The 22526-nt window shown below is 64.3% G+C and carries 22 protein-coding genes; 11 read left to right on the forward strand and 11 right to left on the reverse strand.

Going from position 1 to position 22526, the window contains the following annotated elements; all coding sequences use genetic code 11:
* Window positions 1-3 precede the first annotated feature (3 nt).
* The 4 genes from ACN9MY_RS19815 to ACN9MY_RS19830 are packed head-to-tail and all read left to right on the forward strand — an operon-like array spanning window position 4 to window position 4654.
* Window positions 4-1149 carry a DUF3570 domain-containing protein gene (locus ACN9MY_RS19815; protein ID WP_426162232.1) on the forward strand — a complete coding sequence of 382 codons (1146 nt, stop codon included), beginning with the start codon at window positions 4-6 and terminating at the stop codon, window positions 1147-1149.
* Window positions 1143-2033, forward strand: coding sequence for an FAD:protein FMN transferase (locus ACN9MY_RS19820; RefSeq protein ID WP_426318393.1), 891 nt, complete (start codon window positions 1143-1145; stop codon window positions 2031-2033). The genes ACN9MY_RS19815 and ACN9MY_RS19820 overlap by 7 nt, the downstream gene beginning before the upstream one ends.
* A gap of 3 nt (window positions 2034-2036) precedes the next feature.
* Window positions 2037-3911 (forward strand): protein-disulfide reductase DsbD, encoded by a 1875-nt coding sequence (gene dsbD, locus ACN9MY_RS19825; RefSeq protein WP_426162235.1) that lies wholly within the window; start codon window positions 2037-2039, stop codon window positions 3909-3911.
* Window positions 3908-4654, forward strand: coding sequence for a carbonic anhydrase (locus ACN9MY_RS19830; protein ID WP_426162236.1), 747 nt, complete (start codon window positions 3908-3910; stop codon window positions 4652-4654). Before dsbD ends, ACN9MY_RS19830 begins: the two co-directional genes overlap by 4 nt.
* Before the next feature lie 2 nt (window positions 4655-4656).
* Here ACN9MY_RS19830 and ACN9MY_RS19835 read toward each other — a convergent pair whose 3' ends face one another.
* Entirely contained in the window at window positions 4657-5679 is a 1023-nt protein-coding gene (locus ACN9MY_RS19835) for a diguanylate cyclase domain-containing protein (RefSeq protein ID WP_426162238.1), read from the reverse strand.
* An 8-nt stretch (window positions 5680-5687) separates the two neighbouring features.
* Window positions 5688-7052 (reverse strand): MBL fold metallo-hydrolase RNA specificity domain-containing protein, encoded by a 1365-nt coding sequence (locus ACN9MY_RS19840; RefSeq protein WP_426336021.1) that lies wholly within the window; start codon window positions 7050-7052, stop codon window positions 5688-5690.
* 148 nt (window positions 7053-7200) lie between these two features.
* On the opposite strand from ACN9MY_RS19840, the gene ACN9MY_RS19845 reads away from it, so the two are divergent.
* Both ACN9MY_RS19845 and ACN9MY_RS19850 read left to right on the forward strand, forming a co-directional pair.
* Complete coding sequence (locus tag ACN9MY_RS19845; RefSeq protein WP_426318395.1) at window positions 7201-8547, forward strand: amino acid permease; 1347 nt, start codon at window positions 7201-7203, stop codon at window positions 8545-8547.
* Window positions 8547-9377 carry a hypothetical protein gene (locus ACN9MY_RS19850; RefSeq protein ID WP_426162241.1) on the forward strand — a complete coding sequence of 277 codons (831 nt, stop codon included), beginning with the start codon at window positions 8547-8549 and terminating at the stop codon, window positions 9375-9377. Before ACN9MY_RS19845 ends, ACN9MY_RS19850 begins: the two co-directional genes overlap by 1 nt.
* An 81-nt stretch (window positions 9378-9458) precedes the next feature.
* On the opposite strand, the gene ACN9MY_RS19855 is transcribed toward ACN9MY_RS19850, so the two are convergent.
* The 8 genes from ACN9MY_RS19855 to ACN9MY_RS19890 all read right to left on the reverse strand — a co-directional run bounded on the left by ACN9MY_RS19855 (window position 9459) and on the right by ACN9MY_RS19890 (window position 16664).
* Complete coding sequence (locus ACN9MY_RS19855; RefSeq protein WP_426336022.1) at window positions 9459-10022, reverse strand: hypothetical protein; 564 nt, start codon at window positions 10020-10022, stop codon at window positions 9459-9461.
* Window positions 10019-11332, reverse strand: coding sequence for a peptidylprolyl isomerase (locus tag ACN9MY_RS19860; RefSeq protein ID WP_426336023.1), 1314 nt, complete (start codon window positions 11330-11332; stop codon window positions 10019-10021). The genes ACN9MY_RS19855 and ACN9MY_RS19860 overlap by 4 nt, the downstream gene beginning before the upstream one ends.
* Window positions 11332-12357, reverse strand: coding sequence for a phospholipase (locus ACN9MY_RS19865; protein WP_426336024.1), 1026 nt, complete (start codon window positions 12355-12357; stop codon window positions 11332-11334). Before ACN9MY_RS19865 ends, ACN9MY_RS19860 begins: the two co-directional genes overlap by 1 nt.
* An 87-nt stretch (window positions 12358-12444) precedes the next feature.
* Window positions 12445-14118, reverse strand: coding sequence for a methyl-accepting chemotaxis protein (locus tag ACN9MY_RS19870; RefSeq protein ID WP_426336025.1), 1674 nt, complete (start codon window positions 14116-14118; stop codon window positions 12445-12447).
* A gap of 85 nt (window positions 14119-14203) precedes the next feature.
* Window positions 14204-15124: a hypothetical protein gene (locus tag ACN9MY_RS19875; protein WP_426162247.1), complete on the reverse strand. Its 921-nt coding sequence runs from the start codon at window positions 15122-15124 to the stop codon at window positions 14204-14206.
* Window positions 15125-15204: 80 nt separating this feature from the next.
* Window positions 15205-15843 carry a dienelactone hydrolase family protein gene (locus ACN9MY_RS19880; RefSeq protein ID WP_426318399.1) on the reverse strand — a complete coding sequence of 213 codons (639 nt, stop codon included), beginning with the start codon at window positions 15841-15843 and terminating at the stop codon, window positions 15205-15207.
* 42 nt (window positions 15844-15885) lie between these two features.
* Window positions 15886-16248 (reverse strand): DUF5329 family protein, encoded by a 363-nt coding sequence (locus ACN9MY_RS19885; protein ID WP_426162250.1) that lies wholly within the window; start codon window positions 16246-16248, stop codon window positions 15886-15888.
* A complete protein-coding gene (locus tag ACN9MY_RS19890) occupies window positions 16245-16664 on the reverse strand; it encodes a hypothetical protein (protein ID WP_426162251.1) in 420 nt (139 codons plus the stop codon). Before ACN9MY_RS19890 ends, ACN9MY_RS19885 begins: the two co-directional genes overlap by 4 nt.
* 143 nt (window positions 16665-16807) lie before the next feature.
* On the opposite strand from ACN9MY_RS19890, the gene ACN9MY_RS19895 reads away from it, so the two are divergent.
* From ACN9MY_RS19895 to ACN9MY_RS19915, 5 genes are all read left to right on the forward strand, one after another.
* Complete coding sequence (locus ACN9MY_RS19895; protein WP_426162252.1) at window positions 16808-18205, forward strand: amino acid permease; 1398 nt, start codon at window positions 16808-16810, stop codon at window positions 18203-18205.
* Window positions 18206-18351: 146 nt separating this feature from the next.
* A complete protein-coding gene (locus ACN9MY_RS19900; RefSeq protein WP_426318400.1) occupies window positions 18352-19551 on the forward strand; it encodes a porin in 1200 nt (399 codons plus the stop codon).
* 10 nt (window positions 19552-19561) lie between these two features.
* The gene (locus tag ACN9MY_RS19905) at window positions 19562-19969 is read left to right on the forward strand and encodes a hypothetical protein (RefSeq protein WP_426162254.1); all 408 of its coding nucleotides are present in this window, start codon (window positions 19562-19564) and stop codon (window positions 19967-19969) included.
* A gap of 83 nt (window positions 19970-20052) precedes the next feature.
* A complete protein-coding gene (locus ACN9MY_RS19910; protein WP_426318402.1) occupies window positions 20053-20931 on the forward strand; it encodes a DMT family transporter in 879 nt (292 codons plus the stop codon).
* Window positions 20932-21023: 92 nt separating this feature from the next.
* Window positions 21024-21701: a PEP-CTERM sorting domain-containing protein gene (locus ACN9MY_RS19915; protein WP_426318403.1), complete on the forward strand. Its 678-nt coding sequence runs from the start codon at window positions 21024-21026 to the stop codon at window positions 21699-21701.
* A gap of 18 nt (window positions 21702-21719) precedes the next feature.
* Here ACN9MY_RS19915 and ACN9MY_RS19920 read toward each other — a convergent pair whose 3' ends face one another.
* Window positions 21720-22421: a 2OG-Fe(II) oxygenase gene (locus ACN9MY_RS19920; RefSeq protein ID WP_426318404.1), complete on the reverse strand. Its 702-nt coding sequence runs from the start codon at window positions 22419-22421 to the stop codon at window positions 21720-21722.
* Window positions 22422-22526 lie beyond the last annotated feature (105 nt).

Raw genomic sequence — 22526 nt, forward strand, 5'->3', positions numbered from 1 at the left:
ACCATGGAAAACAAACCACAGAACGGCATGCCCGTCGGCCAGGCCTTGCTGGCGGCGGCCATGCTGCTGCCGGGGATCGGCGTCGTGCATGCAGAAACGCCGCCGGAACGGGGCAGCATCGGCGTCAAATACCTGTATTACAAGGAAGACCAGCCGGGGCTGGACCGGGTGCGCGTGCATGCGCCGGCGGTGTCGGTGCTGGCCCCGGTCGCCGGCGAATGGTCGGTGGCCGCCAGCGCCACGGTGGACGACGTGTCGGGCGCTTCTCCGCGCTACCACACAGCCGTCTCCGGCGCCTCGCGCATGGACGACTTGCGCAAGGCCGGCGACGTGACCGTCACGCGCTACCTGCCGCACGGCACGGTCGGCGTGTCGGCGGCGTATTCGACCGAGCATGACTATGTATCGCGCGCGCTGTCGATGCAGGCGTCGCTTTCCAGCGAGGACAAGAACACGACCTGGAATTTCGGCGTGGGCGGTTCGGACGACAGCATCAACCCCGTCAACCATATCGTGCAGGACGCCGGGCGCCAGACCGTCAGCGTGCTGGCAGGGGTGACGCAGGTCCTGACGCCGGTCGACGTGGGCCAGTTCACCCTGACCCACACCCAGGGGCATGGCTACTATTCCGACCCGTACAAGATGGCCGACAACCGGCCGGACAAGCGGCGCCAGGATACCGCCCTGCTGCAGTGGAACCACCGCTTTGTCGCGCTGGGTGCGACCAGCCGGCTCAGTTACCGCTTCTACCGCGACAGCTTCGGCATCAGCGCCCACACGCTGGGCGCCGAATGGGTGCAGGGATTCAGCGATGGCTGGACTGTTACGCCGGCCGTACGGCTGTACACCCAGCGCGCAGCCGACTTCTATTTCGACCCGGTCTATGACCGCACCCTCGGCGAGCCCTTCCCACCCGGCTACGTGTTCGGCAGCGGGCAGGCCAGTTCCGCCGACCAGCGCCTGTCCGGCTTCGGGGCGGTCACGCTCGGCGTCAAGCTCGCCAAGCAGTTGAACCGGGACTGGGCGCTCGACTTCAAGGTCGAGCGCTACGAGCAGCGCGGTTCCTGGCGCGTGTTCGGCAGCGGCAGTCCAGGCCTGGCGCCAATGCGCGCGGTCAGCCTGCAAATCGGAGTGACACGGCAGTGGTAAATCCGGTCTACACGATCGACTTCCAGGCCATGGCCAGCCGCTGCGAGATCCGGCTGGCCGCCGCCAACGGCGCCGAGGCACGGGCATTGGCCGAGCCGGCGCTGGAGGAAGTACGGCGGATCGAGGCCAAGTACTCGCGCTATCGCCCGGACAGCATCGTGAGCCGGATCAATGCGGCAGCCGGCCTGGCGCCGGTCGACTGCGATGACGAGACCCTGGCCTTGCTGGAGTATGCCGATGCCGTGCATCGCAGCAGCGGCGGCCGATTCGATATCACCTCCGGCGTGCTGCGCAAGGCCTGGGATTTCCGGCTCGGTGCCGTGCCTGCGGCGGGGACGCTGGAGCGCTTGTTGCCGCTGGTCGGCTGGCAACAGGTGCGGCGCGAGGGCGGCAGCGTCCTGCTGCCCCGCGTTGGCATGGAGCTGGATTTCGGCGGCTTCGGCAAGGAGTATGCCGTGGACCGCGCGGCGGAAATCCTGATCGCCCAAGGTGTGCAGCATGGCTACGTCAACCTGGGCGGCGACATGCGCTTTCTCGGCCCCCGTCCGGATGGCGCCGAGTGGAGCATCGGCATCCAGCACCCGCGCGATGCCCGGGCCACCATCGCCAGCGTGCCTTTCAGCCGGGGCGCCCTGGCGACCAGCGGCGATTACGAGCGTTTTTTCGAAGCGGATGGGCGGCGCTATTGCCACATCCTTGATCCGTACAGCGGCATGCCGGTGTCGTACTGGCGCTCCGTGAGCGTGGTGTCGCCCATAGCCATCGCCGCCGGCAGCTGCAGTACCACGGCCATGCTGCTGGAGCGGGACGGGCTGGACTTTCTTGAACAGTCAGGCTTGTCCTACCTGGCCATCGACCAGGATGGCCGAATTTTTCGGAGATGAATAATGAAGTTCCTCATTAAATGGCTGGCGGCGCTGCTGCTGGCTGCACTTTTCGGCAACCCTGCCCTGGCCGATGATTTCCTGGCGCCGGAGCAGGCCTTTGACCTGCGCGCCGAACTGCGCACCGACGGCCAGCTTGCCTTGCACTGGACGATCGCGCCCGAGTACCACCTGTATCGCGATCGTATCAGCCTGCACAGCGACGGCGCCGTAGTGCCGGTCCTGCTGCCGCCCGGGAAGCGCAAGTTCGACGAGAATTTCGGCAAGGAGATGGAAACCTATGCGGGCGGACTGGCCTTGCAGCTTCCCTGGCAGGGCCGCTCCACCGCCACCTTGACGGTCGCCTACCAGGGTTGCGCCGACGCAGGCTTGTGCTACCCGCCGGCCGAACGCCGCTACCGCATCGATCCAGCGCGCCCGGGCGTGCTGGAAGCGCTGCCGGAAGCGCCGCCCGGACAGGCCGCGGGCACCGCTGCCGCAAGCGCTCCGGCGGCGAATGCCGGCGTGGCGCAGGCCAGTGCCCCGGTGGCGGCCGAAGATGACACCTCGCTCGCCCAGCGCACCCTGCAAAGCGGCAGCGCCTGGCGCATCGGCGCGGCATTCCTGGTGTTCGGCCTGCTGCTGTCGTTCACCCCATGCGTGCTGCCGATGGTGCCGATCCTGTCCTCCATCATCGTCGGCGAAGCGCAGGTGACGCGCAAGCGCGGCCTGCTGCTTGCCGCTGCCTACAGCCTGGGCATGGCCCTGGTCTACACCTCGCTGGGCGTGGCGGCGGGCCTGGCAGGCGAAGGCCTGGCCGGCGCGCTGCAAAAGCCATGGGTCCTGATGACCTTCGGCGCCCTGCTGGTTGCCCTGGCGCTGTCGATGTTCGACGTCTACCAGCTGCAACTGCCAAGCGCCCTGCAAACCCGACTCAGCTCCGCCAGCGGCAACCTGTCCGGCGGCCGCCTCGCCGCCGTGTTCACGATGGGCGCCGTGTCGGCCCTGATCGTCGGTCCCTGCGTGGCCGGCCCGCTGGCCGGCGCCCTGCTGTACATCAGCCAGACCGGCAATGCCCTGATCGGCGCCGGCGCCCTGTTCGCCATGGCATGCGGCATGAGCGTGCCCCTGCTGCTGACCGGCCTGTCCGCCGGCAGCCTGCTGCCGCGCGCCGGCGCCTGGATGAACCACGTGAAGAAGGTTTTCGGCCTGCTGCTGATCGCAGTGGCGATCTGGATGGTCAATCCGGTGCTGCCGGTAACCGCCAGCATGGCGCTGTGGGGCGCCTTCGCCATCCTGTGCGCCGCCTTCCTGCGCGTCGGCGAAGCTGTCCCGCAAGGCGCCGGCGCGGGCGCCTATGCAACGAAAGCGCTCGGCGTCCTGATGCTGCTGGGCGGACTGTTCGAGCTGGTCGGCGCAGCCAGTTCCGGACGCGACGTGCTGCAGCCGCTGGCGCACCTGCGCGGCGGCGGGAACAGTGCTACCATGGCCGCCGCGGGCACGGGCCAGCCACACGATGCCGAAACCCGCTTTACCCGCGTGCGCACGGTAGCCGACCTTGACCAGGCCCTGGCCAGTGCCAAGAAACCTGTCATGCTAGACTTCTACGCCGATTGGTGCGTCTCATGCAAGGAGATGGAACGCCTCACCTTCACCGACACGCGCGTGCAAGCGGCCATGCAGGACATGCACCTGCTGCAAGCCGATGTCACAGCCAACAGCGAAGAAGACCGCGCCCTGATGAAACGCTTCAGCCTTTTTGGACCGCCCGGCATCGTCATGTTCGACGCTAGCGGTAATGAAGTTCCTCAAGCGCGCATCATCGGCTACCAGCCACCCGAAAAATTCCTGCGCCGCCTGGAACTGGCGGCCAACAACCCTGAAAGGACCACTCAGTGAAACGCACTCTCTCCCTCCTGCTCAGCGCCGCCCTGCTGCCTGCCGCGGCCTTCGCTGCAGACAAGCCGGCACACTGGAGCTATGACGGCGCCACCGGCCCGCAGAACTGGGGCAAGCTGGAACAGGACTTCAGCACCTGCAAGCTGGGTCACAACCAGTCGCCGATCGACATCCGCAAGACCAGCAAGGCCAAGCTGCCGCCGCTGGAATTCGCCTACAGCCCGTCGCCGCTGAAGATCCTCGATAACGGCCACACCATCCAGGTGAACTACGCCGCAGGCAGCAGCGTCACCATCGACGGCAAGCGCTACGACCTGCTGCAATTCCACTTCCACAAGCCAAGCGAAGAAAAGATCAATGGCCGCAGCTACCCGATGGTGGCGCACCTGGTGCACAAGAATGAAGAAGGCAAGCTGGCCGTGGTAGCGGTGCTGTTCCGCAAAGGCGCCGAGAACCCGCTGGTGCAAACCCTGTGGGATGCCTTGCCGAAGGAAAAAGGCGAAGCACAGGAAGTGCCCGGCGCGAGCATCGATATCGGCAAGCTGCTGCCTGCCGCGCAAGGCTATTACAACTTCGCCGGGTCGCTGACCACTCCGCCCTGCAGCGAAGAGGTCAACTGGTTCGTGCTGAAAAATCCGGTTGAAATGTCGGACGCCCAGCTGAAGCGCTTCGCCCAGGTCTACAAGCACAACGCCCGCCCGGTGCAGCCGCTGAACGGCCGCACCGTCCAGGAAAGCCTGTAGATTCAGCAGCGCGCCTGCGCCCGCTTGCAGCGGTCGCGTCCCTGCCGCTTGGCGGCATACATGGCCGCATCGCTGCGCCGCAACAGCTCTTCGGCCAGTTGCGCATCATACGGAAACACGGCCAGCCCGATGCTGGCCGATACGAAGGCCGGCTGTTCTCCCGCCAGCCGCACCGGTGCGCGCACTGCCGCCAGCGCACGATCCAGGATCTCCTCCGCCTCGCCCACATCGTTCAGGCCAGCGAGCAGCAGCACGAATTCGTCGCCGCCCAGGCGCGCCACGGTATCGTTGGCCCGCACCACCTGCTGCAGACGTCCCGCCACTTCCACCAGTACCGCGTCGCCAGCCTCGTGGCCAAACGTATCGTTGACGTGCTTGAAGCCATCCAGGTCCATCACGCAAACGGCCACCAGCTTTTCGGCACGCGCCGCAAAGGCCAGCGCCTGCTGCAGGCGGTCTTCCATCAGGCGCCGGTTCGGCAGGCGCGTAAGCGGGTCCATGAAGGCCATCTTTTCGATCTCTTCCTGGCGGGCGCATTCATCGGTAATGTCGGTAAACAGGCCGAAATAGTGCTGCACCCTGCCGTGTTCATCGCGCACCGCGCTCAGGGTCAGGTGTGCGGCAAACAGCGTGCCGTCGGAGCGTTTGTCCCATACCTTGCCCTGCCACTGGCCGGTTCCCAGCAGGCCTTGCCACATCGCCTTGTAGAACTCGGCGTCCTGCCTGCCGGACTGCATGATGCGCGGATGCTGGCCCACCAGCTCGTGGCGGGCGTAGCCGCTCATGGCAGCGAAGGCGCGGTTGGCCTCGACGATGCGCATGTCGCGGTTGACCACCAGGATGCCTTCCGATGTCGCATCGAACACCTTGGCCACCAGGTGCTCGCGCGCCGCGGCGCTGCGCATGCGCTGGCGCAGCAGCCGGGAAATGCTCGTCACATGGCGAAACATCAGCCATGCCGTCAGCGCCGCGGCCAGCAGGGCGCCGCACAGTGCGGCAAGCGAGATTTCCAGCAAGGCCGCCATGGCATCCCCTACTCCAGTACCACCTCTTCCAGGTAGTCCGGCACCCGGCATGGCCAGTGGAGCTGTTCCGAAATGCGCAGCCGCAGGGCATCGGCCGCCGCCGGTTCGCCATGGGTGACGAACACCTGGCGCGGCGTGGCCGAAGAATGCGAGAGCCAGCCCAGGATTTCGTCGGAGTCGGCATGGGCCGACAGGTTGCCGATCAGTTCGACCTTGGCCCGGATCGGGTAATACTCGCCGTGGATCTTGACCGAGGTTTCGCCGGCCAGCATGCGGGCCCCGCGCGTCCCTGCCGCCTGGAAGCCGGCAAACAGGATAGTGTTGCGCGAATCGCCGGCAAAGGCTTTCAGGTGGTGCAGCACGCGGCCGCCGGTAGCCATGCCGCTGGCGGCAATGATCACCATCGGCGCCTGGCGCCGGTTCAGGGCCATCGACTCTTCCACGCTGTTGACGATGTGCGCCACGTGGCCCAGGGCGTGGCAACTGCGTTCGTCCAGCCGGTGCTGTCCCTGGTGCTTGATATAAAGCCGCGTGGCATCCACCGCCATCGGGCTATTGAGGTATACGGGGAGCGCGAGCGGGATGGCGCCGGCCTCCTTGAGCCGCCAGATTTCATACAGCAGTTCCTGCGCCCGTCCAACGGCAAACGAAGGGATCACGGTTACGCCGCCGCGCGCCGCCGTCTTGCCGATCACGTCGGCCAGCTTGCCGCCGGGGTTGGACGCGTCGTGGCGGCGGTCGCCGTAAGTCGATTCCACCACCAGGTAGTCGCATTTGCCCAGCACGGTCGGCGGCCGCATGATCGGATCGTTGGGCCGCCCCACGTCGCCGGAAAACATCACGGTCCGGCCATTGCATCGCACCGACACCGAGGCGGCGCCGAGGATATGCCCGGCCAGCTGGAAGCGCGCCATCATGCCCGGCACCGGCGAAAACTCATGACCGACCGGCACCGCCTCCAGGTGCTCCAGCGCACGCAGCGCATCGGCTTCGGAATACAGGGGCAAGGCCGGCTTGTGCTTGGAGAAGTTGTGGCGGTTCGCATACAGCGCTTCCTCCTCCAGCAAGCGGCCACTGTCGGGCAGCAGGACGCGGCACAAATCGCGCGTCGCCTCCGTGCAATACACCTTGCCGCGGAAGCCGGCGCTGACCAGCACCGGAAGGAAGCCGCTGTGATCGAGGTGGGCATGGGTCAGCAGCACCGCGCCAATGGACTCCGGCGGCACCGGGAAAGCATCCCAGTTGCGCAAGCGCAGCTGCTTATAGCCCTGGAACAGGCCGCAATCGACCAATACCTGTTCGTCGCCATGGCGCAACAGGTATTTGGAGCCGGTGACGGTGCCGGTGGCACCAAGGAATTTAAGTGTGAGCATGTTTGTAGCATATCCAAGCCGACGCACAAAATATTTGATCCAGGTCAAAGAGAAGTCTTGCGAAATGCGGCAGTGCGAAAATGACATTGTTGCCTTGCGAGGATGTAGAATCAGGGCCTTTGATCTTTTCGACACCAGGACGCCATACATGACAGAACTGAAACGGGGCCTGAAAAGCCGCCATATCCAGCTGATCGCGCTGGGCGGCGCCATTGGCACGGGCCTTTTCATGGGCATCGCCGACACCATCAAGCTGGCCGGGCCTGCCGTGCTGCTTGGCTACGCGGTGGCTGGCTTCATTGCCTTCCTCATCATGCGCCAGCTGGGCGAAATGGTGGTCGACGAGCCGGTCGCGGGTTCCTTCAGCTATTTTGCCGACAAATATTGCGGCCACATGGCCGGCTTCATGTCAGGCTGGAATTACTGGGTGCTGTACGTGCTGGTCAGCATGGCCGAGCTGACGGCAGTCGGCATCTACGTCCAATACTGGTGGCCGGGCATTCCCACCTGGGTCAGCGCCCTCGCCTTCTTCCTGATCATTAACGCCATCAGCCTGGCCAATGTGCGCGCTTACGGCGAAATGGAATTCTGGTTCGCCATCATCAAGGTGGTAGCGGTGGTCGGCATGATCGTGTACGGCGGCTACCTGCTGGTGTCCGGCAACGCCGGGCCGGAAGCGACCGTGGCCAACCTCTGGCAGCACGGCGGCTTCTTCCCGAACGGCGTGTCGGGGCTGGTGATGGCGATGGCAGTGATCATGTTCTCCTACGGCGGCCTGGAACTGGTGGGCATTACCGCCGCCGAAGCCAGCAACCCTTCCGAGACCATTCCCAAGGCGACCAACCAGGCCATCTACCGTATCCTGATCTTCTATGTCGGCGCATTGGGCGTGCTGCTGTCGTTGTACCCCTGGCAGAAGGTCGTCACCGGGGGCAGCCCGTTCGTGATGATCTTCCACGCACTAAACTCCAACTGGGTTGCGAACATCCTGAACGTGGTGGTGCTGACCGCCGCACTGTCCGTGTATAACAGCGGCGTGTACTCCAACAGCCGCATGCTGTACGGCCTGGCCAGGCAAGGCAATGCACCGAAAGCCCTGCTGGGCGTGAACAAGCGCGGTGTGCCCTTGGCGGCGCTGGGCGTATCGGCCCTCGCCACCGGCATTTGCGTGGTGCTGAACTACTTCATGCCGGGCAAAGTGTTCGGCTTCCTGATGGGACTCGTGGTTTCGTCGCTGGTAATCAACTGGGGCATGATCAGCTGGATCCACCTGCGCTTCCGCGCCCAGAAAAAGATCGAAGGGCACGAGACGGGCTTCAAGAGCTGGGGCTACCCGCTGACCAACTACCTGTGCCTGGCCTTCCTGGCCGGCATCCTGCTGATCATGTACATGAGCGAAGGCCTGCGTATTTCGGTGTACCTGATCCCGGTCTGGCTGCTGGCACTGTACATCGGCTACCGCCTGCGCGGCGTGCCTGAAAAGGCGGCGGCGTAATGCCCAAGGTCGCACTCCTGACGATCCACGGCATGGGCGAGCAACCGCTCGACTATGCCGACGACATGCGGCGCGCGCTGTCGCACCGCATGGGCGCGGCCTTCTCCGACGTCGACGTGCATAGCGTGTATTACCAGCACCTGCTCAAGCCCAACGAGCTCGATGTATGGAACCGCACGCGCGAGCGCTCCACCGTGCGCTACGAACAGCTGCGCAAATTCATCCTGTTCGGCTTTGCCGATGCGGCAGGGCTGGAGAATCGCAAGGAATACGACAATTCGGTCTACGAGCAGGCGCAGATGGAGATTGCGCGCGCCCTGCTGGCGATTCTTGCCAACCGCGGCCCGGAAACGCCGATCGTGCTGCTGGCGCATTCGCTGGGCTGCCAGGTCATGTCCAGCTTTATCTACGACGCGCAAAAGCGCGCCGGCGGCGGTGCTGTAGCCGCCGGCATCTGGAAGCCGGGCCGCATGGCCGACAGCCTGACAGCCGAGCAGCGCAAGTTCCTGCAATGCGGCACGGTGCGCACCTTCGTGACGACCGGTTGCAATATCCCGGTCTTCGTCTCCGCCCACCAGCGCATGGACGTCAAGCCGATCATCAAGCCCAATCCAGCATTCACCTGGCTCAACCTGTACGACCCCGACGATGCACTCGGCTGGCCCTTGCAGCCGCTGGAAGGCGGCTACGAAACCCTGGTCGAAGACCGCGTCGTCAACGCCGGCCAGGGCATCCTCGACTTCATGACCAAGAGCTGGAACCCGCTCTCCCACACCGCCTACTGGACCGACGACGAGATCATCAAGCCCTTGGCCAGCTTATTAGTTTGAAAGTCGGGGTCAGGTCTGGCAATCCGCCATTCTTTTCGCAATGCGAAAAGAATGGCGGATTGCCAGACCTGACCCCGACTTTTATCTTGAACGCATGTTGTCGGCGGCTTGGCGCTGCTGTTCGATGCGGCGGATCTTTTCTGCGACTTTGGCCAGCTCCTCAGGCGGCACGCCGGCTTCGCGACCTTGCTCGAGATCGGAATGCAGACGGGCTAGTTCGGGGACTGCGGCTTGGGCGTAGGCCGCGGCCAGGCGCTGTTTCTGCGCCAGCTCATGAGCGGCGTAGGCTTGCGGGTCGGCCATTACGCTGGCGTCGGGGTGCTCGGCCGGGGCGTCGTGCTGGATCGGCGGGGTGCGGGCATCGCCGGATTCCCGTGCCAGGGCCAGCGAGAGCCAGGCTGGCGCCCGCGGGTCCACCGGCGGGATCGGCACGCGGCGCAGTCCATCGCCCTCGCCCGTATCAGCCATCGCCGGACGTTCGCCAGCCCCCGGTGCGGGCATGGGGGCCGGCGGTGCGGGCTTGGGTGGTGTGACGGCGGGCGCCTGGGGAGGGGGCGTCGTTTCGCGAACGCTGGCGAAGTACCATTGGCCAACGACGGCGGCGACAATAGCCGCGATGACGGCGATGGCTTGCCAGTGTTTCATGGCGCCTCTGCGATTTCAACGCGCGCTGTGCGGCGCGACTGTTCGATCATCTGGCTTAGCTGCTGCCTGGCTTTCTGCAGCGCGATCATGCGGCTGGCCTGGTAGCGCACCGTTTCCGATTGCAGCGGCTGGGCGCCATGGACCTGTTCTTCAATGAGCACGATTTCCCAGTACGCGCTCTCGTCCGGGCCGACCGGCGCGCGGACCGGGGCGGATGGCTTGCCCGGCGGCTGGCTGAAGGCGAGGCTGGCCAGCCAGTCCTTGCTGCCGTCGGCGCTGATCCAGCCAAGGTCGCCGCCTTTGGCTGCGTCGCCGGCGCGCGACATGCGGCGTGCAGTGGCGGCGAAGCCTGCGCCTTGCTGCAATGCCCTCACCGCACGCTGCGCCTGCGCTTCGTCCGCTACCCGGATGTGGCGGGCGCGGACCCTGTCGACGCGGGCGAACAAGTCCTTGTGCTCGCGGTAGAAGCCTTCAATCTCCTGCGCACTGACTTCGCCGGACAGGCGGTTCAGCAGCGGGCTTCCGGCGTCGGTATCGAGGCCGACGCCGTGCAGGTTCTGCAGCGCCACCACCGTGTCGCCATCCTCGATGACCTTGCGCAGGTCGGCCACGGCTTCGGCGCCGAAGCGTTGTCGGGCCCAGTGCAGCACGAATGCGTTGGCGACGATGCGGCGTGCCTGCTGTGCTGCGACGCTGGCCGGTTGCTGCGACAGCGCCAGCCGCCCCTGGACGTTCTGGCGGTGGTACACGTCGTAAAGGGTGACGCTCGCTGGTTCGCCGCCGGGAAGCCGGTAGCGCAGGACGTCGGCCTTGCCGGCCAGGGACTGCTGTTCGGCGGTCAGCGCGATCTCCAGCTTCAAGCGGCCCTGGCGGCCGAAAATGGCGTCCAGCTGCGGCTGCGACATCGGCGGCTGCGCGATCACCAGGCTCTCCAGCGTGGCGCCCGGCTGCGCCTTCACGGCGGTGTCGATGTCCTTTCCATACACTTCGCGCAGGGTTGCGACAAGGCGTTCTTCCACCATGACTTCCGGGGCAAAGGCTACCGTGGCGCCGGGCTGCTCTTTTGGCGCTGCGTTGCCGGCACGTGCCGCCAGCAGGCGAACCTGGATGATGTCATCCAGCACCGCCCGCCGCTCCAGCGAGGGCTTGGCGGCGCGGCGCTGTTGCCAAAGGGCGTCCAGCGTGAAGGCATAAACCGGCTCGCCGTCGATGCGGGCGGCGATGGCGGCGCCGGGCGCGGTGGGGCCCGCCACCGCGCTTGCTCCGGCGAGCACTGCGGCGACGGCGGCGACGAAGTGGCGGGCGGCCATCAGTTGGCCAGGCGCTCGGCGGCGCGGTTCAGCACGTGGACCACCATGGCGATCGAGTGCGGAATCATCTTCTTGCCAACGACCACGCGGTCGCCATGCGCAGTCGACGACAGCACGATGCCGCCGTTCGCGTACGAATAGGTGCCGCCCTGGGTCAGCAATGGACGAATATCGCTGCCGCTTGCAGCCACCGACGTGAAATCAGCCATGGCGGCAGTCACCAGCGCCGAGTCGTTCAGGCGTTCGCTGTCGTAGTAGTCGTACACCCATTGCTCCCAGCCCGAGTGGTCGTGGGCGGAAGTGGTCCAGGTGTGGTGCGGCTGCAGCAGGTCGGTGGTATGCAGCACGAAGCCGAGCGACTGCGCGGTCGGCTGCGCCAGGAATTGCGAGAACCAGTACTGGCCCAGGTTGTCGATCGGCTGGAATGGCGCCGCTTCGAAGTCGGCATACATGGACGCGGTCGAATAGCCGCCCAGGCGGTAGTGGGCTTCGGTGATGCCGTAGGCGTTGTATTTGCTTCCGTCGCCGAACCAGCCTTTCAGGCCGCCGGCGCCGTCGTCCAGGTAATCGCCATACAGCCAGCTCGCCGCCAGGTTGTCGATGTCGCCTGCCACCGCCATCTTCGCGTAGTTGTAGCCGCCGAACGGATTGCCGTGCACATCGCGGCCGGAGGTATGGTTCTGGAAATGCCAGAAGGTGGTGTACTTGACGATGCTCGCGCCGGCGCCCCACACCGGCGCCAGCTGGCAATTGCCGGTGGTGGCGCCGCAGATATAGGTGTCGGCAAAGTCGTCCACGTCGTACGCGCCCTGCCCCAGCGCTGCCGCGAACTGGTCCATCGTGTAACCGGCGCGCGTGACGCCGGAGAGCAGCTTGTTGTAGTTGGTGGTACCAGGATTGGCCTTCATGTAATTGACTGCGTCCAGCACGATACGACGGTGCGTTTCCTGCTGCCATGCGTGGGCCGGAAGGCTTACTGCGGATGCTGCCAGCGCGAGGCTGGCAGCGATGGTGCTCAGTTTCATCTGGTGTCTCCTGGTTGAAAAGAGTCCAGACGATAGCGTCAATTTATGACGGACAGATGAAAAAGTATTCTAAAAATATTAACAAACTCAGAACTGCTCCCACTCGTCGCCGGCGGTGGCGCTGGCAACCTTGCGCTGCCGCGCCGGGCGCACCGCAACGGCGGTGGAAACGGGGGCGCTGCTGGCAGCGCGCAGCACCGGCGCCGCCTTCAGGTGGGCCGCGCCGATGCGGAACGCGCTCACCGCGCGGGCCAGGACTTCCGCCTGGTCCTGCAAGGCTTGCGACGCCGCCGCGGTTTCCTCCACCAGCGCCGCATTTTGCTGCGTGACCTGGTCCATCGAGGTAATCGACTGGTGCACCTGGGCGATGCCTGCGTTCTGTTCCGCGGTGGCGGCGCTGATCTCGGCCACGATGTCGGATACCTGCTTCACGCTGGCCACCACGTCGCTCATGGTGTCGCCGGCGCGCACCACCAGCCTGGTGCCGGAATCGACCTTCTCCACGCTGTCGTCGATCAGCGCCTTGATTTCCTTGGCCGCCGCGGACGAGCGTTGCGCCAGGCTGCGCACCTCGGTTGCCACCACGGCGAAGCCGCGCCCTTGTTCACCGGCGCGGGCCGCTTCCACCGCGGCGTTCAGCGCCAGGATATTGGTCTGGAAGGCGATGCCGTCGATCACGCTGATGATGTCCACGATCTTGTGCGAGGAGGCATTGATGGACGCCATGGTGTCGATCACTTCCTTCACCACCTCGCCGCCCTGCACCGCGATCTGCGAGGCGTTCTGCGCCAACTGGTTGGCCTGGCGCGCATTGTCCGAGTTCTGGCTCACGGTGGAGGTCAGTTCCTCCATGCTGGAGGCGGTTTCCTCCAGTGCCGCGGCCTGCGCCGAAGTACGGTTATTCAGGTCGCCGGTACCGGCTGCGATCTGGCGCGAAGCGGTGCTGACCGCATCGGCCGCCGACCGGGCCGTGCCCACCACGCCGCCGATTTCACCGAGCAGCTTGTTGAAGGCCACGCCGGCATGGCCGATTTCATCCATGCGCTCCACCTCGACCTGGTGCGTCAGGTCCAGCGAGGAGCTGACGTTTTCCATCGTGCCCTGCATCCTGTCCAGGCCACCGGTAATCACCAGGTACATCTTGTAGCCCATGAACGCCACCACCAGCAGCACGGCCACGGTGACCGCTACCAGGATGGTCAGCGCCTTCGAGTAATCCGCATCGCTGTCGGCCTTGACCTTTTCAATCAGCTTCTGGTTGTAGGCGACGTGGTCATCCAGGCTTTTCTTGACGCCGGCCGCGCCCAGCGCCAGCGGCGAGCCAGCCACCAGGGTGGCGCGCACGGCGTCCATGTCGCCGGCATGCGAGGCGGCGATAAACGGCACCAGCGCCTGGCGGTAGGTTTCCATTGCCGCCTTGTCCTGCTCCAGCATCTTGCGGTCGGTCTCGTCGAAGACGTTGTTCTTCGCGTAATCGGCCAGCACCTTGTCGAAGTTGGCGTGGGCGTCGTTGTAGGCCTTGTCCAGCGCAGTCTTGTCGGGCAGGTTGGAGAACACCGACAGGCGGTAGCCGGCCAGGCGGCTGTCGCTCACCGCCGCCTTGGCGGCATTGATGGCTGAAACGCTGGGGATCAGGCGGGTCTGCACCAGTTCCATGCGGCGCTGGGCATCGCGCAATTGCCAGATGCCTTCGGCCCCGACGAACAGCAGGCCAATCAGGGCAATTGCCAGGGTAATGATCAGTCGGTTGCTGATTTTCATGATGGGGTTTCTTCCTATGCAAGTGAATCAGTGTCGCAGTCTTAGAAACCTGGCCGGCGCACGCTGCCAGCTTACAGCCTTGCCCTCAGAATTGCGTCGCCAGTGATTCGTGGAAGATTGGCGGCTGGACGTCCGAACCGAAACCGTTGTCCAGTTCCTCCAGACGACGCTGCGGCACTTCCTTGAGGTCCGCAATCTGCGGCGTCCAGCGCAGCAAACGGTCGGCATCGAAGCGGTCGACCGCGCAGGCAATCGCATAGCCGCTCATAGCGCTGAGACGGCTGCGTGCCTGGGCTTGGGCCTCGCGAATTGCCAATACATAACGTTCGACAGTCAAGCCGGTGGAAGGCGCCTTGCCGACCCGTTCGCGCAGGCGGGACAGCAGATCGGTGTGCGTCGCAAGCAGTTCCATCAGTCCGCTGCCCGGCCGTGCAGTCGTCACATCGTGCTCGCCACGCATCAGGTAGGTGACAGCCATCGGCTTATGGTTGCTGGTGACCACACGAATGCTGCCGCCCACCATCGACATGATGCTGAAATAGATCCCATCGTTCAGCGCAGCCTTGCCTGCCTGCGGCAAGAGCTTCAATTGCTGGATTTCGATAATCATGCTGCCTTCGGCGTCCGTGAACATGGCAGCGACACCGGCCAGGGTTGGCGCACTTGGATAGGTTGTATAGTCGCCAAGCGGGCGAAAACCGCGGGTGGCGAGCTGGGTCGCGTAATCGTCGATCAGGCTCCAGTCGACCTGCTTGCGCGCTTGCTCGCTGTCGCGATCGATATGCACGTAAGAGGCGAGGTCCTGCAGGCGGGACAGCAGGCCTTTCCTGATCTTCCAGGCAGTGCGCAGGAAGGTCAGCACGCCGACACTGCAAATCAGCATGCCTGGCCAAAGCATGCCGCCGGGTGCGCCAAGCAATGGGATGAGAATGGCAGCCAGCGCGGCACAAACAACGCTGTTGACTAATGAATTCCTGAACATTGCCTTCTTCAAATGCAGCGCCATACGCTCTCCCAATAGATGGGGAAAATTATAGCGATGCAGATGGGGTTAAAAATGCACGCATTCTCACCATTCTTCACCATTCATGATGAAAGGTGCTGGCTGAACCAGTCGCGCGCCAGGCGGGCCACTTCTTCCAGTGCGCCCGGCTCTTCAAACAGATGAGTCGCCCCGGGCACGATGTCGATGCGTTTTTTGCAATTCAGCTGGAGGTAGGCCGATTCGTTGAGTTCGATGACGCCTTCATCGCGGCTGCCCACGATGAACAGGGTTGGCGCCGTCACGCGCGCCAGCGCCACCTGCCCGGTCAGGTCGGGCCGTCCGCCACGCGAAACGACGGCCGCCACCCCGCCCTTGCGCTCAGCGGCCAGTTGCAAGGCCGCTGCGGCGCCGGTACTGGCGCCAAACAGGCCAAGCGGCAGGCCGCGCGCCGCTTCGGACGCCGCCAGCCAGTCGGCCGCCATGCCAAGGCGTTCGGTCAGCAGGATGATATTGAAACGGATGCGGTAGACGTCGTCCTCGGCAGGCGTGAGCAAGTCCATCAGCAAGGTGCCGATGCCGGCCGTGCGCAAGACGCCGGCCACGAAATTGTTGCGCGGGCTGAAGCGGCTGCTGCCGCTGCCATGCGCGAACAAGACCACGCCCTTCGCCCCTATCGGCAGGTCGAGCGTGCCTTCCACTTCTCCGGCGGGCGTGGCGATGCTGGCGGTCTGGTGGTGCATGGCGGGCTGTCCTCCTGGCCCACTATACCGCTAGCCTCGCAGTCAGTGCGCGCGGATGGCTTTCAGCTCGGCGCTCAGCCAGGCCTTGCTTTCTACCGGCGCCGCCGCGCCGCACTTGACCGTATATGGCTTGCCGCTCGAGCTGCTGGCGCTGGCGCCAAGCTCGATGAACTGCTCGGCGTTCTTGACCAAGTCTTTCTTCTCGAGATATTCCAGCTTGCGCAGCAGGTGGGTCCTGGCGTCGGCGCCGCTATACCAGCTGCCGTTGCGGTTGAACTGGCAGCCGGACGATTGCAAGCGCGTCAGCAGCGCGTCGACTTCGGCACGCGCCGGCGCCGGCAGCGGCGCGGCCTGGACGCTGGCGCCGGCCAGCGCGAAGGCGAGGACGAGGATCTTGCGCATCATTTCTCCTTCTTGCGAACTTTATAAGGCGCGAGGATGTTGCCGCAGCGGATATTGCCGGCAGCGACGCGAGCATTGAAGGCATGCAGCTCTTTTTCCAGGCTGGTGCCGGCCGCGTTCAGGCTCGCTGCCTGGGCGTTCAATTCATCCTGACGGGCATTGTATGCGGCGACGGCCGCGTTGTCGGTCCGATTGACCTGGGCCGATGCGGCTTCGTGCGCCGACAGCGCGGCCGAAGTGCGCTCCAGTGCCGCTTCATGCTCGCGGAAGCGGCGCGCCAGGGCCTGGCGCTGGGGACGCAGTTCGCCCTCCTCCGCCATGCAGGCTTTATAGGCCGGGGTATCGGGCTGCGGCGGCATCGGCTGGGCGAAGGCGGCGCCGGCAAAAGTGGTCGCGGCAGCAGCCGCGGCGAGTATCATATATTTCATCTGTGGGGCAAGGACTTTTAAGGCAACAAACAATTCAGATTTACAATCCTACAACATCCCCCTCAAACCCGTGTGCTAATATGCGGCAGCCTTTTTTTGGCGATCCCAAAAGAGAAGAGATATTGGAGAGACTAGTGAGCATTTTTAGGACTAAGAACCTGGACGACATGGTAGCAGCCACCCGTACCCCGGGCGGCCTGCAGAAAGTGCTGGGTCCGATGGACCTGGTGCTGATGGGCATTGGCGCCATCGTCGGTACCGGCATCTTCGTCTTGACCGGCACCGGCGCACTGACCGCTGGCCCGGCCCTGACGATTTCCTTCGTGGTCGCAGCGCTGGCCTGCGGTTTCGCCGCCCTGTGCTACGCCGAATTCGCCTCGACCGTTCCGGTGGCCGGCTCCATCTACACTTATAGCTACGCCACCCTGGGCGAGCTGGTGGCATGGATGATCGGCTGGGACCTGATGCTCGAATATGGCCTTGCCACGTCCGCCGTGTCGGTGGCCTGGTCCGGCTACTTCCAATCGCTGATCGCCGGCATCGGCATCCACCTGCCGACCGCGCTGACCGCCGCCCCTGGCGCCGTGCCTGGCACGACCACCCTGTTCAACCTGCCAGCCTTCGTGATCATGATCGTGCTGACCGCCATGCTGGGCTGGGGCGTGCGCGAATCGGCCCGCGTCAACAACATCATGGTGGTCATCAAGATCGGCGTGGTGCTGCTGTTCATCGGCGTTGGCGCCGGCCACGTGCAGCCAGCTAACTGGCAGCCATTCATGCCCTTCGGCGCCTCCGGCGTGATGAGCGCGGCGGCCCTGGTGTTCTTCGCCTTCATCGGCTTCGACGCCGTAACTTCCGCCGCCGAAGAAGTGAAGCGCCCTGAGCGCGACCTGCCAATCGGCATCATCGGCTCGCTGGCCGTCTGCACCATCCTGTACGTGATCGTGGCCGGCATCATGACCGGCATCGTCCCTTACAAGCAATTCCTGGGCGTCGACCACCCGGTCTCGCTGGCCCTGCAATACGCCGGTGAAAACTGGTTCGCCGGCTGGGTATCGCTGGGCGCCATTCTCGGCATGACCACCGTGATCCTGGTGATGGCCTACGGCCAGACCCGCATCATCTTCGCCATGTCGCGCGACGGCCTGCTGCCGAAGAAGCTGTCCCAGGTGCACCCGAAATACCACACCCCGTTCTTCGCCACCTGGATGGTCGGCCTGATCTTCGGCTTCATCGCCGCCCTGGTGCCGCTGAACGTGCTGGCCGAACTGGTCAACATGGGTACCCTGGCTGCCTTCTGCCTGGTGTCGATCGCCGTGATCATCATGCGCAAGAAGCGACCCGACCTGCACCGCGCCTTCCGCTGCCCTGGCGTGCCGGTGGTTCCGGGCCTGGCGGTCGCCTTCTGCCTGGCCCTGATGGCCTTCCTGTCGGCCATTACCTGGATCGCCTTCGGCATTTGGCTGGCCATCGGCCTGGTCGTGTATTTCGGCTACTCGCGCCACCGCTCCGAACTGGGCAAAGCGAAGTAAGCAGCACCCTCCCCACATGAAAGCCCGCAGTAGCGGGCTTTTTTCATTGTTGCGCGCCTACCACGAACGGTGGCGCACCTGCCTGCAATCTGTGACACTTAGCCCCGTAGTCAGCTTGTTCACCACCAATAACAACGGGAGAGAGCATGACGATGAAAAGAATGTGCAGCGCGCTTGCCGCGCTTTCAGCAGCCAGTTTCACCATCACGGCAAGCGCCCAGGAAGGCGGGCCTACCGTCACCATCAGCGGCTTTGGCACCGCTGCCCTGACCTCCACCGACACCGACGACGCAGAATTCATCCGGCCCAACCAGGCATCCGGCGTGAAGAAGGATTGGCGCACCGGCGTCGACTCGAATTTCGGCATCCAGGCCACGGTCAAGGTCAACGACATGATCTCGTTCACCGGCCAGGGCCTGGTGCGCAAGGACGCCATCGACCATTACCGCGCCCAGGCCGCGTGGGCTTTCGCCAAGTTCAAGCTCAACGACGATTTCAGCGTGCGCGTCGGCCGCATGGGCGCGCCGATCTACATGATTTCCGACTTCCGCAATGTGGGCTATGCCAACACCATGCTGCGCCCGCCCGCTGAAGTCTATCGCCAGGTCACGCTCGATTCCTTCGACGGCGTCGACGTGCTGTACCAGCACAGCTTCGGCGATACCTCGCTGAGCGTGCAGCTTGGCACCGGTCGGGCCGACGTCGACCAGCCGGCGCAGAACATCGAGTTCCGCAAGATGCTGCTGCTGCACGTCGTGGCGGAAAACGGCCCGTTCACGCTGCGCTTCGGCCGCGCCCAGGCCGACTTCAGCGTGGTCGACAACCCCACGCTGACCGGGCTGGTGACCACGCTGCGCACCGTGGGCCTGGCTTCGGTGGCGAACATGATGCCGCTGAACGACGTGAAGGGCACTTTCACCTCCGTAGGCGGCACCATGGACTGGAAAAACGTGGTGCTGCAGGCCGAATACGCCATGCGCCGCACCGATACGCTGATCGTGCACGACACCAACTCGTGGTACGCGATGGCTGGCTACCGCTTCGGCAAGTTCCTGCCCTACTACTACCACGGCAGCATCAAGCAGAAGTCCGACCGCAGCGTCGCCGGCTTGCCCACCAGCGGACCGCTGGCGCCGCTTGCCGCGGGCGTGAACGGCCTGGCCAAGGCGGCCCTGCAATCGTCCGACGCGATCGGCGTGCGCTGGGACTTCTACAAGTCGCTGGCACTGAAAGTACAGGTCGACCACATCAAGCCGAAAGATGGCCCCGGCGCATTCATCAATTACAAGCCTGGCTTCAATGAGTCGGTGAATGTGTATGCGGTAGCTCTCGACTTCGTGTTCTGAGGAGGCAGCCATGGACAAGCGAATCAAGCCGCTGCTTGCCGCAGCGATGTTGTGTGCCGCCCTGCCCGCGCTGGCAGCCGAAATTGTGGTGATCGTCAATCCGAAGAACCCGGCCTCGCGCATGTTCAGCGAGCAGGCGGCCCAATTCTTCCTCGGCAAATCGACCTTGTTCACGCCGGTCGAACACACCGAAGGCCCGCTGCGCAATGAATTCAGCCAGAAGGTGCTGGGCAAGGACAGCGCCCAGGTCAAGGCGCAGTGGTCGAAGCTGGTGTTTACCGGCAAAGGAACGGCGCCCAAGGAGTACGGGTCCAGCGCCGAAGTGAAGAAAGCCGTGGCAGCCGACGTGCAGGCTATCGGCTATATTGAGAAATCCGCCGTCGACGACAGCGTCAAGGTCATCCTCACCGTGCAGTAAAAAAAAGGGGACGTACCCATTAAGGGGGACGTACCCTTTTTTTTAAGGGATACGTCCCCTTTTTTCATGCGATGATGATGGCAATGCGCCATCCCGTCCTCCCCTACACCGTCGCCATGCTCATGCTGAGCACCCTGGGTGTCTACGTCCAGGAGGCGGGCCTCGATCCAGTCACCACAGTGTTCTTCCGCTGCGCCATCGGCGCCCTTGCGCTGGCGCTCTATTGCGGCTGGAAAGGCATGTTCAGGCGCGAGAACATGCCGCCGCGCGCATTCAGGCTGGCGGCCTTCAGCGGCGTGCTGATGGTGGTGAACTGGGTGACGTTCTTCGAAGCGATCCGGCGCATCGGCATCGCGGTCGCCACCATTGTCTTCCACGTGCAGCCCTTCATGGTGCTGCTGCTCGGCGCGCTGATCCTGCGCGAACGGCTGGCGGCCAACAAGCTGGCCTGGGTGTTACTGGGCTTTGGCGGCCTGGCGCTGGCCTGCGGCGTGCGCTTCGACGCGCCGATGGACGCCAATTACCTGCTCGGCATCGCCAGCACACTGACCGGCGCCCTGGCCTACGCGGGCGTAACGCTGGCCACCAAGTCGATGCGCGGCACGCCGCCACACCTGACGGCCCTGGTGCACTGCATGGCCGGCGCGCTGCTGCTGGCCGCCTTCACCAGGATTCCCCCCGGCGGCCTGGACGCCGCGCAATGGGGCTGGCTCGCCACCCTCGGCCTGGTGCCCACTGCCCTGGCCTACGTAATGATCTACGGCGCCACGCCGCACATGGAAACGGCGGCGATCGCGGTACTGACCTTCATTTATCCCGCAGCGGCGGTGTGCTGGGACTACGTGGTCTATGGCCACCTGATCAGCGCGTGGCAGGTCACGGGCTTCGCCCTGATCATCCTGGCCAGCCTGGGCGTCAATCTCGATTGGCGAATTGCTGTCGGAAAACTTTACAGTCGATAAATGCTTCTTGCATAAGTCATTGATTTATTTACGTGGCACAAGATTTGCTTTAAGGCATTCCTGTTTGACCAACAATAATTATGGAAACCTTAATGAAATTCAAAGCAATCCTCGCCGCACTGGCAGCAGCCGCCACCATCCCGGCGTCGGCATCCGTCCTCTACTCCAACAATTTCGAAGCCAACGCGAACGGTTTCACCGGCGCCGGCTTCCTGACCGGGACCCAGGGCTACGGCCAGGTGGGTTTTGGCAACCAGATGCTGCGCAACTCGGCCGCGGGCAATCCAGCAGCCGCCTCGGTCCTGAACCTGAATCTTGAAGGCGCGGTCAGCGACGCCACGCTGAAACTGTCGTTCGGCGCCATCGATTCGTGGGATGGCAGTAACTGCTGCGGCCCGGATTACTTCAATATCCGCGTCGACGGCACCCTGCTGTACCAGCAGAACTTCGACACTTTCGGCGCATCCGCTTCCGACTCGCACCTGACCCTGCTGTCCCACACCCACCTCGGTTTCTCCGGCTCGGAAGACCAGGCCTATAACATGACCTTCAACCTGGGCAACCTGGCTGCCGGCGTGCACACCATCGAGTTCTTCGCTTCCGGCAACGTGTGGCAGGCAGGCGACGACGAGAGCTGGGCAATCGACAATCTCAGCGTTGACGGCGAGCGCGCCGCGCCTCCGGCCGACGTGCCGGAACCCGTCAGCGGCGCCCTGCTGCTGGGCGGCCTGGGTGCAATGGCCCTGGTACGCCGCCGTCGCCGCGCCTGATCCCTTCCAACGCGCGCCTCAAGCCGGCGCGCCGAACATCGCTTCGGCGCGCTGGAACAGGATCCACGAAGTAGCCACATATTTATCGCCGCTGCGCGATACATTTCCCTTGTGCGTATGGGTGAAGCCGGCCGGCGCGATGATCAGCCGGCCCTGGCGCGCTTCCACCTTGCGCTGCTGATAGAAGAACTCCGTTTCCCCGCCCTCCGCCACGTCGTTCAGGTAGAACTGGAACAGCAAGGCGCGGTGCAGCGTTTCACAACTGGCATTCTGCGGATAGATCTCGGAATGCCAATGGTGGTAGCCGCCGCTGGCCTGCAGGTATTTCTGCACATTGATCGGGCCGCAGCGGTACATGGACTGGATCAGCTCCGCCAGGTAGGGCCGGCCGCAGCGCTCGAAATTGTCGATATTGAGCGTGACCGGCTGGCCGCTCTCCGGATCGGCCACGCGCGGCGACAAGGCGCCGGTCAGCAGCATGCGGTACTTGTCCATGTAGGCCGACAGGTGGGTCAGCACGCTGGCCATCATCAAGTTCGACACATCGTTCCATTCCGCGTGCTGGCTGATGGTCAGGTCGTAGCTGTCCTTCTTGGCCACGTCCACGCCCTGCCCGGTCTTGCCGCGCACGGCTTTGCCGCTGGCTTCGAAGCGCGCCAGAATTTGCTGGCATTGATCGGGCGTCAGGGCGCCGTCGTAGATTTCAATAAAGTCGTCCATGCCGGGCAGCATACGGCAAAACCAGGCTCCGTTTGTCCAGTTTGAGACAGTGACTTTCAAAATGTCTCATTCTTAACAAATGTGTATGCCAAATTCAACAGCTGG

Source organism: Pseudoduganella sp. R-31, assembly GCF_049913235.1.
GTDB lineage: Bacteria > Pseudomonadota > Gammaproteobacteria > Burkholderiales > Burkholderiaceae_D > Rugamonas.